Origin of the sequence: Streptomyces sp. YIM 98790, from assembly GCF_011421595.1 — a bacterium.
In the GTDB taxonomy this organism is placed as follows: domain Bacteria; phylum Actinomycetota; class Actinomycetes; order Streptomycetales; family Streptomycetaceae; genus Streptomyces.
This window is the reverse complement of record NZ_WTLH01000179.1, coordinates 1-11,744: the sequence shown is the minus strand read 5'-3', so window position 1 is coordinate 11,744 and position 11,744 is coordinate 1. Positions and strand designations below refer to the sequence as shown.

Here is an 11,744-nt window from a genome sequence, read left to right as displayed (position 1 = left end):
GGCCCCGCCGCCGGGGCGCTGTCCCCGGCCGCACTGGCCCGGGTGCTCGCCCGGTCCCTGGTCGCCTCCGCGACCGCCGCGGAACTCGCCGAGGACGCCGCCGTCCTCCCGGACGGCACCGCCCGGGATGCCGTCACCGCCCGCCTGGCCGCCGCCCTGGGCGCACCCGCGGAGGCCACCGGGACCGAGCGGGCCGTGCCGTCCTTCGTCACCCGCCCGCTGCTGCGGCTGGCCACCCGCAGCGCGGTGCGCCGCCGCCGCGCCCTGACCGACGCCGCCCACCCGGCCGCCGGCGACATCCTGGTCTACCTCACCCGCGGCGAACCGCTGCGCGCCGGGCTGCGCGCCCTGGTCGGCGCCCTGGACCCGCCGGTGGTGCTCATCGGCCACAGCCTCGGCGGCATCATCGCCCTGGACACCCTGATCGGCGAGCCGCTGCCGCAGGTGCGGCTGCTGGTCACGGTCGGCTCCCAGGCGCCCTTCCTCTACGAGACCGGCGCCCTCCCCGGCCTGGCCCACCCCGAGCCGCTGCCCGACCGGATGCCGCCCTGGCTCAACATCTACGACCGGCGCGACCTGCTGGCCTACATCGGCGCACCCCTCTTCCCCGGCCGGGTGACCGACGCGGCGGTGGACAGCCGCCAGCCCTTCCCGGCCGCGCACAGCGCCTACTGGACCCACCGCGCGGTCTACCGCACCATCGCGGACCGGCTCCCGTGACCGCCGGCCCGGACCGGGCCGCGGCCTGGACCACGGCACCGCCGGAGCGCACCGTGGCCGTGGTCACCGGCATCGAGCGGTACGCCGCCGGACCCGCCTGGGAACTGCCCGGACCGGCACGCGACGCGGTCCGCTTCCGGGACTGGCTGCTCCGTGCCGGCGTGCCGGAACAGAACATCCTGCTGCACCTCGACCCGCTGCCCGCCACCCCCGGCATCCCGCCCGGCCTGCCGTACCGGTCCGCCGGCCACGACGCGCTGCGCCGCACCTTCGTCGCCGAACTGCCCGCCCTGGACGGCGATCTGCTGCTGCTCTGGTGGGGCGGCCACGGCGTGCTGGACCGGGACGAGCATCTGCGGCTGTTCTGTGCCGACGCCACCGTCGCGGACAAGCGCAACCTGGACCTGGAGTCGCTGCGCCGGCTGCTGTCCAGCGACGCCCTGCCCGGCTTCCACCGGCAGCTGTGGCTGGTGGACGCCTGCCAGACCTTCGAGGAGCTGCACGGCTTCCACCACAGCTTGCCCTCGGAGACGCTTCCCCACGGCCACCGGGTGCAGACCCACGAGCAGGCCCTGCTGCTGGCCGGCAGCCGGGGCCAGCGCGCCGCCAACGACCCGGACCGGGCCACCGGGCTGTTCTCCGACGCCGTGCTGCACACCCTGCGGTCCTCGGACGTGCCCTGGCCGCCGCCCGCGCCGGACACTCTGCTCGCCCGGGTGGCCGAGCGGATGGCCGCGTCGCCGGGGGCGGCCGCGGCCGCCGGCCAGCGTCCCGAGATCCGTTTCCACCGGCCCGGCCGCAGCGAGACCGTCCCCGCCCCGCGCCCCGTCACCGGCTCCGCACCCCACCCCGGCCCCGGTCCCCATCCCGGTCCCCGTCCCGGCCCGGGAGCGGGAGCGGTCGGCGCCCTGCTGCACGCCCTGCTCGCCTACCCCCTGGTCTACGATCCGGACGAGCGGCAGGCCATGGTCGCGGAACTGCGCACCGCCGCGGTGGAGCGGATGCCCCGCCACCGGGTGCCGCGCACCGACCTGCTCTCCATCGTCCGGGTGCTGCGCCAGCGCGGCGAACTCTGGCTGCTGTACGACGCGATGACCCTGCTGGACGAGGACCCGGAGCGGGCCGCCGCCCTGGCCGCGGCGGTCCGCGACTGCGCGGGGCCGCGCCGCCACCCGGCCGGCCCGCCGGTCCACTGACCCTGACCGGCGGTGATCGGCGGGGTTCCCGGACCGCCGGTCGCTCGTCATGATGGAACGACACGGAGAACACCACCGCACCGCCCGCCGACTGCACGCCCTGCCGCCGGACGCTTCGTCATGGCCGGGCCCCGAGCCGCTCTCGAAGGGGGATCAGACCGTGGAGACCGCGCCAGGCGCACCCCACGTCGAATCCGATCTGGCCGACCTGGCCGAGGTGGAGATCGCCGCTTTGCGCCGGCTGCCGCCCTCGGTGCGCAGCGCCCGGCTGCTGGAGGAGGTCCGGCGGGCCCGGAGCAACGCCCTGGGCGGCACCAACCCCGGGCGGGCCGAATAGCGGGCCGGGAGCGGCACGGCTCGGGCGGTGGAGCAGCGGCACGGCGACCGGGGGAGGCCCACGCGATGTCCGCACCGGACGGCCGGCACGGCCGGACCGACACACTCGGCACCACCGGCCGGCCCGGCCCTCCCGGTGCAGCGGAGGGGCGGCGGCTGCGCATGCCGCGCGCCTGGTTCGACGAACTCGCCGCCGGCGGCGGCTCCCCGGAGGCGGTCGGCTTCCTGCTCCGCGGCGAGCGCACCCGGCGGCTGATCCTGCTCGGCGAACTGCTGGACCGGCTGGAGGAGCACCCCGATCCGCTGGCCGGGCTCGGCTCCGTCGGCCAGGCGTGGCAACTCGTCTCGGACGCCGCCGTCCGCCGCCCGGAAGCCGTGGAGGACCTGCTGCTCAGCCCGCAGGCGGGAAGCTGGATCGCCCATCTGCTGCGCCGCCTGCACGGCTCCTCCGACGGGCCGCCGCTGTGGGTGGACGCCGGTCATCTGTGCGCACTGGCCCTGGTGGCCGCGGTCCGTGCGGACCTGGACGCGGAGCTGTCCGTCCCGGTCCGGGACGGCGCCGTGCCGCTGCCCACCCTCGGGCTGGCCCGGCTGCGTCCGGGCCGCCCCGGAGCCGGGTACACCGCCGCCCGCGCCCGGCTGCGCGGTGCCCGGCTCACCCTGGACGACGGGCGGTCCGCGGTCACCGTGCAGCCGCTCAGCAGCCGGGAGAGCGCGCACTGGCTGCCGCTGCGCGCCCTGCGCATCCGGCCCGGCGCCGAGCAGCCCTCGGTCTGGCTCGACGACCTGGACCCGTACCGGGACCTGGACCGGCCCGTGGCACCGGACCGGCTGCCGGCCGCCGAGGCCGATGCCTGGCAGCGGCTGCTCTTCGATGCGGTAACGATTCTTCACCCGCCGGGCACCCGCCCCGGGCACCTGCGCGCCGAGCATGTCCGGCGGATCGTCCCCTGGGGCCGGGTCCTGGCCGGCACCACCGCCGGCCGGCCCGCCCTGCTCAGCGCCACCACCGGCGACGCCTTCGGCTCCATGGTGATCTCCCGGCCGGGCGACGCCCTCACCCTGGCCGAGACCATGGTGCACGAGTTCCAGCACAGCAAACTCGGCGCCCTGCTGCACCTGTTCGCCCTGCTCCGGGACGATCTCGGGGAACGCCACTACGCACCCTGGCGCTCCGACCCCCGGCACGCCACCGGTCTGCTGCACGGCGCCTACGCCTTCACCGGCGTCACCGGATTCTGGCGGGACCGCATGACCGGGACCGGCCCCGCCGCCGCCCGGCCGCCCGGGGACACCGCCGCCTATCACTTCGCCCTGCGCCGCCTGCAGACCCGCCGGGTGGTGCGCACCCTGCTCACCGAGGCGCCGCTGACCGAGACCGGCAGCCGCCTGGTGCAGGGCCTGGCCGCCACCCTGGACGCCTGGCTCCGCGAACCGGTCGCCCCCCGGCTCCGCGCCCGCGCCGCCGCCGCCGCGCTCAGCCACCGCATCGAATGGCGGCTGCGCAATCTGCGCTGCCCGGCCGGGGAGCGCGCCGAACTCGCCCGACGGCTGCGGGCCGGCCGCCCCGCCCCGCCGGCCGGCGCCTTCCGCTCCGCCGTCACCGGCTCCCTGGAGCGGGACGGCCACTGGACCGACCAGCGGGGCGCGCTCTACGCCGAGCCCCGCCCCCCGGCCGGCTTGCCCCCCGACGCCCCCGGCGACGCGCACCTGGTGCACGGCGATCCGCACACCGCCCTGCACCGCTACACCGCCGACCTGTGCCGCGACCCCGGCGACCGGCACGCCCTGGCCGGCTGGCTGCTCGCCGCCGCCCGCACCCGCCCCCACCGCCGCCGGCTGCTGCTCCGCCCCGAACGCTTCNCCGCCCGCACCCGCCCCCACCGCCGCCGGCTGCTGCTCCGCCCCGAACGCTTCCCCGCCCTCCTCGAAACCGTCGCCCCCACCCCCGCCTCCACCCCCGGCCTCCTCCACCTCGCCGACTGGCTCTGCACCCCCGGTCCCCCGGAAAGGGCTGTGCCCCCGGCACCCTGAGGTACCGGGGGCACACCCCTGCCTGCCGCCCGCGCTCCCGCCCCGGAGCCGGCGCGCCGGCCGTCACACGTCGAAGTAGAGCTCGAACTCGTGCGGGTGGGGGCGGAGCTGCATCGGGGCGATCTCCTTCTCCCGCTTGAAGTCGATCCAGGTCTCGATCAGGTCGGAGGTGAAGACGCCGCCCGCGAGCAGGAACTCGTGGTCCTGCTCCAGGGAGTCCAGCACCTGCGGCAGCGAGGTCGGCACCTGCGGGATGCCGGCGTGCTCCTCGGGGGCCAGCTCGTAGAGGTCCTTGTCGACCGGCTCCGGCGGCTCGATCTTGTTCTTGATGCCGTCCAGGCCGGCCAGCATCAGCGCCGAGAAGGCCAGGTACGGGTTGGAGGACGGGTCCGGCGCGCGGAACTCGACGCGCTTGGCCTTCGGGTTCGAGCCGGTGATCGGGATGCGCATGGCCGCCGAGCGGTTCCGCTGCGAGTAGACCAGGTTCACCGGGGCCTCGAAGCCCGGCACCAGGCGGTGGTAGGAGTTCACCGTCGGGTTGGTGAAGGCCAGCAGCGAGGGGGCGTGCCGGAGGATGCCGCCGATGTAGTAGCGGGCGGTGTCCGACAGCCCCGCGTAGCCCTGCTCGTCGTAGAACAGCGGCTGGCCGCCCGCCCACAGCGACTGGTGGACGTGCATGCCGGAGCCGTTGTCGCCGAAGATCGGCTTGGGCATGAAGGTGGCGGTCTTGCCGTTGCGCCAGGCGACGTTCTTGATGATGTACTTGAACAGCATCAGGTCGTCGGCCGCGGCCAGCAGGGTGTTGAACTTGTAGTTGATCTCGGCCTGGCCGGCGGTGCCCACCTCGTGGTGCTGGCGCTCGACCTCCAGACCGGCCTTGATCAGCTCCAGGGTCATCTCGGCGCGCAGATCGGCGAAGTGGTCCACCGGCGGGGCGGGGAAGTAGCCGCCCTTGTAGCGGACCTTGTAGCCGCGGTTGCCGCCCTCCTCGATGGCGCCGGTGTTCCAGGCGCCCGCCTCGGAGTCGATGTAGTAGTAGCCCGCGTTCGACTTGGTCTCGAAACGCACGTCGTCGAAGACGTAGAACTCCGCCTCCGGGCCGAAGTAGGCGGTGTCGGCGATGCCGGAGGAGGCCAGGTACGCCTCGGCCTTGCGGGCGATGTTCCGCGGGTCGCGGCTGTACGCCTCACCCGTGATCGGGTCGTGGATGAAGAAGTTGATGTTGAGCGTGGCGTCCTTGCGGAACGGGTCCAGGCGCGCGGTGGCCAGGTCCGGGACGAGGGCCATGTCGGACTCGTGGATGGCCTGGAAGCCGCGGATCGAGGAGCCGTCGAACATCAGCTGGCCCTCGGGGTCGAAGGCCGCCACCGGGACCGTGACATGCTGCATGATGCCCGGCAGGTCACAGAAACGGACGTCGATGAACTTGACGTCGTTCTCCGCAATGTACCGATTGATCTCGTCGGCGTTCTGGAACATCCGGTGTCCTCCTAGCCCGCCTGGACGACGGGGCGTTTGCAGCTCGGGAACAGCCCGCACACAGCAGCCTGCCTGGCCGACACTAAGGACCCGGCATTTCTCGGGCATGACCCATCTGTTTCGCCGATGTTAACCAGACCTCCCGCGGTGTTACGTCCGCCCTGCCGGTTCCCGCCCGATTTCCCGGCATCCGGCCGGGGGCGCCGGGGATGATCGTCCGGCGCCGCGCTACCGTGGATCCGTGGACGAGCAGACTGCGGAAAAGCCGGACAAACCCACCGCCGCCCGGCAGGCGATCGGCACCTGGCTCTCCGGTCCCCGGGCGGGCGCCGAACAGCTCGGCGCCGACCTCGGCCACCGGGGCGCCCGCCTCGGCCTGCCCGCCGAGGGCCCGGGCTCGATCGCCGCGCCCGGCCGCCGGCTGGCCGCGATCGGCCTGGACTGGGCCATGTGCACCCTGGTGGCCTACGGCCTGCTCGCCGGCGACCGCACCTCGCTGGGCAACTGGACGCTGCTGGTGTTCACGGTGCTGGCCGTGGTCACCGTCGGCACGGTCGGCGCCACCCCGGGCAAGCGGCTGCTCGGCCTGCGGGTGATCTCGGTGCAGGGCACCCGGCTGACCTTCCCGCGCGCCGCGCTGCGCTCGGTGCTGCTGGCCCTCGCCGTGCCCGCGCTGATCTGGGACCGGGACGGCCGCGGCCTGCACGACCGGCTCTCCGGCGCGGTGCAGGTCCGCATCTGACCGCCGGCCGGCACCCGTCCGCCGCGCCGGGTCGCGTGGATGTCCTGTGCCGCGGGTATCGCGGGTATCCCGGGTGTCTCGTGTATACGGTCATATACCGCGTGTCCGCAGACCATCACACGTCTCTGGTCCGCGCTCGTTCCGGCGCTCGTTCCGGTTCGTGGCGGGGCGTTCTGCCGTGTCCGAGCCGGGGACGGCGGCGCCCGGCCACCGGGGCGGGGGCCGGGCGCGCCGGGCGCGGGAGGATGGCGGCGGGGGAGCCGCCGGCCGGGTCAGCGGCGGATCTGGCCCTTGGGCAGCTTCATGCCCTTGGGGAGCGGACCCTTGGGGACCGGCATCTTCGACATCAGGTCGCCCAGCGCCCGCAGCCGGTCGTTCACCTCGGTCACCCGGTAGCCGGGCAGCACCCGCGGCAGCTTCAGCACCCGGGAGCGCAGCTTGGGCAGCGGCACCTGGCCCTCGCCGGTGCCCACCACCAGCTCGTGCACCGGGACCTCCTGCACGGCCCGGGCCATGCGCCGCTTCTCCGCCGTCAGCAGGCCCCTCACCCGGTTCGGGTTGCCCTCGCCGACCAGCACGATGCCGCACTTTCCGACCGTGCGGTGCACCACGTCCTGCTGGCGGTTGATGGCCACCGCCGGGGTGGTGACGAAGCCGCGCCGCATGTTCTCCAGCACCGCGGCCGCGGCCCCCGGCTGGCCCTCCATCTGCTGGAACGCCGCCCGCTCGGCCCGCCGGCCGAACACCACGGTGGTCACCAGCAGCGCGATCAGCACACCCAGAATGCCCAGGTAGACGGGGTGCCCGATGAGGAAACCGATGGCCAGGACGATGCCGAAGCTGAGCAGCGCCACCGCCAGCAGAATCCAGCCGAGCCTGCGGTCGGCCCGCTTGGCCATCCGGTAGGTCAGCTTGATCTGCTTCAGACGCCCCGGGTTCTCGGAGTCGGCCGCCTGCTGCTTCTCTTTCCTCGCCATCAGTCCTCTTTCCGGTGAGTTACGGGAACAAGGATACGGGGCACCCCCCGTCCTCAGGCCGCGGAGGCGGCGTCCCGCTTCTCGATCGCCTGACGGTACAGCCGCCCGGCGCGGTAGGAGGAACGCACCAGCGGTCCCGACATGACCCCGGCGAAGCCGGTCTCCTCGGCCTCCGCCTTCAGCTCCACGAATTCCTCCGGCTTCACCCAGCGCTCCACCGGGTGGTGGCGCACCGAGGGCCGCAGGTACTGGGTGATGGTGAGCAGCTCGCAGCCGGCCCCGTGCAGATCGCGCAGCGCCTGCGAGATCTCCTCACGGGTCTCGCCCAGCCCGAGGATCAGATTCGACTTGGTGACCAGGCCCGCCTCCCGGGCCCGGGTGATCACCTCGAGCGACCGCTCGTAGCGGAACGCCGGACGGATCCGCTTGAAGATCCGCGGCACGGTCTCCACATTGTGCGCGAGTACCTCCGGACGGGAGGAGAACACCTCGGCGAGCTGGGCGGGCACCGCGTTGAAGTCGGGGATCAGCAGCTCGACGCCGGTTTCCGGCATCGCCGCGTGGATCTGCCGCACGGTCTCGGCGTACAGCCAGGCGCCGCCGTCCTCCAGGTCGTCCCGCGCCACACCGGTCACGGTGGCGTACTTCAGGCCCATCTGGCGCACCGAGTCGGCCACCCGGCGCGGCTCGTCGCGGTCGAGCTCGGCCGGCCTGCCGGTGTCGATCTGGCAGAAGTCGCAGCGGCGGGTGCACTGCTCGCCGCCGATCAGGAAGGTGGCCTCGCGGTCCTCCCAGCACTCGAAGATGTTGGGACAGCCCGCCTCCTGGCAGACGGTGTGCAGCCCCTCGCGCTTCACCAGCCCGCGCAGCTCGGTGTACTCGGGGCCCATCTTCGCCCGGGTCTTGATCCATTCGGGCTTGCGCTCGATCGGGGTCTGGCTGTTCCGGACCTCAAGACGCAGCATCTTGCGACCGTCGGGTGCGACAGCGGACACGTCCGGCTCCCTGTGCTTTCGATTCCTCGGCGAACACCAGCGTACGCCTTGACTACACCGGACAACCGGGCCCCTCGCGCTCGGATTCCGGCGTCGCTCTACGCCTTTGCCTGCTCCGGGCGTCCGGTCGCCCGGGCCCGCGGGCGCTGCTCGGCCAGCACCTCGGACAGATGCTTCTCCACCAGCGGCAGCACCTCCCGCACGGTGACCTCGCGGCCCAGCTCGGCGGAGAGCGAGGTGACCCCCGCGTCCCGGATGCCGCACGGCACGATCCGGTCGAAGGAGGTGTTGTCCGGATTGCAGTTCAGCGCGAAGCCGTGCATGGTGACGCCCTTGGCCACCCGGATGCCGATCGCCGCCAGCTTGCGGTCCTCGCCGCGCTGGCCCGCGTTGGACGGCGCGTACTCCGGGCCGCGCAGCCGCGGGTCGTACTCCTCGTCGTCCTCCGCCCCCGGGCCGGCCCCGGACGGATACGGGCCGAGGTCCAGCGCCAGCCCGGCCGTGCCCGGCGCGCCGGACGGGGCGCGCCCGGGCAGCGACTCGCCCAGCACCCACACCCCGCTGCGGCCCTCCACCCGGGTGGTCTCCAGACCCAGCTCGGCGCACACCCGGATCAGGGCCTCCTCCAGCCGCCGCACATGGGCCACCACATCCACCGGGCGCGGCAGCTTCAGGATCGGATAGCCGACCAGCTGCCCGGGGCCGTGCCAGGTGATCTTGCCGCCGCGGTCCACGTCCACCACCGGGGTGCCGTCCAGCGGACGCTCGCCGGGCAGCGTGCGGCGCCCCGCGGTGTACACCGCGCGGTGCTCCAGCAGCAGCACGGTGTCGGGGACCTCGTCGGCGAAGCGGGCCGCGTGCACCCGGCGCTGCTCCTCCCAGGCCCGGTGGTAGTCGACGGCCTCCGCGCCGAAACCGAGACGGACGAACTCCGGCCCGGGCCCCGGCTCCGGTGCCGCGGGCGCCGCTGCCGCCCGGGGTGTCCCGGACGCCGTCCCGGATGCCGTCCCCGGCCCTTGTGCCGGCCCCGTCACCGTCCCCATGGAGATCCCTCCGGGTTCGCTCCGTCCGCCCGGCGCCACGGCCGTGCTCCGCACGGGCGTGCGACACCGGCCGGTTCTCCGATCTCACCGTCCCGTCCACTGTACGGCGGACCACCGCAGGCCCCGCACCGGGGCCGATGCTCACACGTATGGATGAATCCCAGCTCCAGAAGGCGAGGAATCCCGCCAGGACCGTTACATTCACGCCGTTCCACCGCCGTTCCAGCAGGGCGCGCCGGTGCCGCACAGCCTTTCGGCAGGAGACCCCATAGCTGATGTCCACGGAACGACCTGGAGGCCCGGCCTCCTCGAAGTCCCCCCGACGGAACCCCAACCGGCAGCTCGCCGCGCTGATCGCGGAGGCCGGCTTCTCGCACGCCGGACTGGCGAGACGGGTCGATCAGCTTGGCCTGGAACACGGGCTCGATCTCCGGTACGACAAGACATCCGTGACCCGCTGGCTGCGCGGGCAGCGACCGCGCGGCGCCACGCCCGCGCTCATCGCCGAAGTCTTCACCCGGCGGCTCGGCCGCCGCTTGACCGCGCAGGACCTGGGCCTGGAGGCGTGCGCCCCGGTCTACGCCGGGCTGGAGTTCGCCGCCACGCCCGCCGAGGCCGTCGACATCGTCACCGGCCTGTGGCGCAAGGACACCGGCAGCTACGCCGAGCTGCGCAAGATCGCCTTCACCCCGGCCGGGCTGGTGGTGCCCAGCCGCGACTGGCTGATCGGCCGCCCGGACGAGCGGGTCGGCCGCGGCGAGCCCGGCGAGCGCCCCGGGCCGGGCGGGCACGCCGGGCCGGGCGGGCACTCCGGGCCGGAGGTGCCCGGCCGCCCGCCCGGCCTGCGCCCCGGCATGCCCCGGGTGCCGGAGCAGAACCGCGGGCCCGGCTCGGTCGCCGGCGGCGGCCCCGCCGGACTGCGCGGCCCGCTGCCGCCCGGCGCCGTGCCGCGCCGCCCGCCCTCGCCCGTCGAGCGGGTGGAGCGCGGCCCGGGCCAGCGGGTCACGGCCGGCGACATCGCCGCGCTCCGCTCGGTGGCCGAGCTCTTCCGCAACCTCGACCAGGCCTACGGCGGCGGGCACGCCCGGCAGGCCATGGTCCGCTACCTGGAGCACGAGCTGGAGCCGATGCTGCGCGGCACCTACAGCGAGCAGATCGGCCGCCGGCTGTTCGCCGCCGCCGCCGACCTGACCCGGCTGGCCGGGTGGACGGCCTTCGACATCGCCGCGCACGGGCTGGCGCAGCGCTACTTCGTGCAGGCGCTGAGGCTGTCGCAGGCCGCCGGGGACCGGATCTTCGGCGCCTATGTGCTGGTGTCCATGAGCCGCCAGGCGGTGTACCTGGGACACGGCCGGGAGGCGGTGCAGCTCGCCCGGGTGGCGCAGCAGGGCGTGGCCAGCAGCGCGCCGTCCGCGGTCCAGGCCCTGCTGCACGCCGCCGAGGCCCGCGGGCACGGCGTGCAGGGCGAGGCGCGGGCCTGCGCCGCCGCCCTCGCCCGGGCCGAGCGCGCCCTGGAGGCGGTCCGGCCGGGGGACGAGGTCCCGGCCTGGGCCCGGTTCTTCGACGAGGCGCAGCTGGCCGACGAGTTCGGCCACTGCCACCGGGATCTCCAGCAGTGGCGGACGGCCGCCCGGTACGCCGAGCGGTCGCTCCAGCTGCGTGCCCCGGCGTTCGCCCGCAGCCGGCTGTTCTGCCGGATCGTGCNAGGCGCAGCTGGCCGACGAGTTCGGCCACTGCCACCGGGATCTCCAGCAGTGGCGGACGGCCGCCCGGTACGCCGAGCGGTCGCTCCAGCTGCGTGCCCCGGCGTTCGCCCGCAGCCGGCTGTTCTGCCGGATCGTGCTGGCCACCGCCCGGCTGGGGCTGGGCGATCTTGACCAGGCCTGCACCCTGGGATCGGAGGCCGCCCAGCAGGCCGCCGACATGCGCTCGGTGCGCGCCCACGAATACGTCCAGGATTTCGAACGCCGCCTCGACCCGTACCGTGACGCCACGCCGGTCCGCGACTACCGCGACCGCACCGCCGCCCTGATGTGACCGCGGCCCGACGCCACCGGCCCGGAACCGTCCGGGGCCGTCGGCGCGGGGCGCACGGGGCGTCCGAGCCCGGGGCGACGGCGGTGAGGACGGTCTCGTGCGGCCTGCTCGCCGACGTGCAGGAGCAGGGCGCAGCAGGCCGCGGGCACCGGCGCGGCGCCGGCGCGGCGCCGGCACGGAGGCGG

General features: G+C 74.7%; 11 protein-coding genes. 7 read left to right on the top strand and 4 right to left on the bottom strand.

What is annotated here, in order from left to right; translation table 11 throughout:
- The 4 genes from GQS09_RS22955 to GQS09_RS22940 form a co-directional block, all read left to right on the top strand.
- The coding region (locus GQS09_RS22955; protein WP_165989260.1) for an alpha/beta fold hydrolase at positions 1 to 720 on the top strand (720 nt) is incomplete at its 5' end.
- Positions 717 to 1,916, top strand: coding sequence for an effector-associated domain 2-containing protein (locus GQS09_RS22950; protein ID WP_165989258.1), 1,200 nt, complete (start codon positions 717 to 719; stop codon positions 1,914 to 1,916). The genes GQS09_RS22955 and GQS09_RS22950, both read left to right, overlap by 4 nt.
- A 160-nt stretch (positions 1,917 to 2,076) precedes the next feature.
- Positions 2,077 to 2,253, top strand: coding sequence for an aldo/keto reductase (locus tag GQS09_RS29860; protein WP_165989256.1), 177 nt, complete (start codon positions 2,077 to 2,079; stop codon positions 2,251 to 2,253).
- A gap of 65 nt (positions 2,254 to 2,318) precedes the next feature.
- Positions 2,319 to 4,286, top strand: coding sequence for an HEXXH motif domain-containing protein (locus tag GQS09_RS22940; RefSeq protein WP_165989254.1), 1,968 nt, complete (start codon positions 2,319 to 2,321; stop codon positions 4,284 to 4,286).
- Positions 4,287 to 4,349: 63 nt separating this feature from the next.
- Here GQS09_RS22940 and glnA read toward each other — a convergent pair whose 3' ends face one another.
- The gene (gene glnA / locus GQS09_RS22935; RefSeq protein ID WP_165989252.1) at positions 4,350 to 5,765 is read right to left on the bottom strand and encodes a type I glutamate--ammonia ligase; all 1,416 of its coding nucleotides are present in this window, start codon (positions 5,763 to 5,765) and stop codon (positions 4,350 to 4,352) included.
- Between the two features lie 241 nt (positions 5,766 to 6,006).
- Between glnA and GQS09_RS22930 the strand changes: the two genes are divergently transcribed.
- Positions 6,007 to 6,507 (top strand): RDD family protein, encoded by a 501-nt coding sequence (locus tag GQS09_RS22930; protein WP_165989250.1) that lies wholly within the window; start codon positions 6,007 to 6,009, stop codon positions 6,505 to 6,507.
- Positions 6,508 to 6,779: 272 nt separating this feature from the next.
- Here the strand turns inward: GQS09_RS22930 and GQS09_RS22925 are convergent, their stop codons facing one another.
- The 3 genes from GQS09_RS22925 to lipB all read right to left on the bottom strand — a co-directional run bounded on the left by GQS09_RS22925 (position 6,780) and on the right by lipB (position 9,522).
- Positions 6,780 to 7,484, bottom strand: a complete 705-nt coding sequence (locus tag GQS09_RS22925) for a DUF4191 domain-containing protein (RefSeq protein ID WP_165989248.1) — start codon at positions 7,482 to 7,484, stop codon at positions 6,780 to 6,782.
- A gap of 53 nt (positions 7,485 to 7,537) precedes the next feature.
- Positions 7,538 to 8,479 carry a lipoyl synthase gene (gene lipA / locus GQS09_RS22920; RefSeq protein ID WP_165989247.1) on the bottom strand — a complete coding sequence of 314 codons (942 nt, stop codon included), beginning with the start codon at positions 8,477 to 8,479 and terminating at the stop codon, positions 7,538 to 7,540.
- A 98-nt stretch (positions 8,480 to 8,577) separates the two neighbouring features.
- A complete protein-coding gene (gene lipB, locus GQS09_RS22915) occupies positions 8,578 to 9,522 on the bottom strand; it encodes a lipoyl(octanoyl) transferase LipB (protein WP_165989246.1) in 945 nt (314 codons plus the stop codon).
- Positions 9,523 to 9,797: 275 nt separating this feature from the next.
- Between lipB and GQS09_RS22910 the strand changes: the two genes are divergently transcribed.
- The gene (locus tag GQS09_RS22910; protein ID WP_243761694.1) at positions 9,798 to 11,399 is read left to right on the top strand and encodes a regulator; all 1,602 of its coding nucleotides are present in this window, start codon (positions 9,798 to 9,800) and stop codon (positions 11,397 to 11,399) included.
- Positions 11,362 to 11,559 (top strand): hypothetical protein, encoded by a 198-nt coding sequence (locus GQS09_RS28730; protein ID WP_207958167.1) that lies wholly within the window; start codon positions 11,362 to 11,364, stop codon positions 11,557 to 11,559. Before GQS09_RS22910 ends, GQS09_RS28730 begins: the two co-directional genes overlap by 38 nt.
- Positions 11,560 to 11,744 lie beyond the last annotated feature (185 nt).

Bases quoted from the DNA above. Each gene is read 5' to 3' on its own strand.
- glnA (WP_165989252.1), bottom strand. From the start codon at position 5,765: ATGTTCCAGAACGCCGACGAGATCAATCGGTACATTGCGGAGAACGAC.
- GQS09_RS22925 (WP_165989248.1), bottom strand. From the start codon at position 7,484: ATGGCGAGGAAAGAGAAGCAGCAGGCGGCCGACTCCGAGAACCCGGGG.
- lipB (WP_165989246.1), bottom strand. From the start codon at position 9,522: ATGGGGACGGTGACGGGGCCGGCACAAGGGCCGGGGACGGCATCCGGG.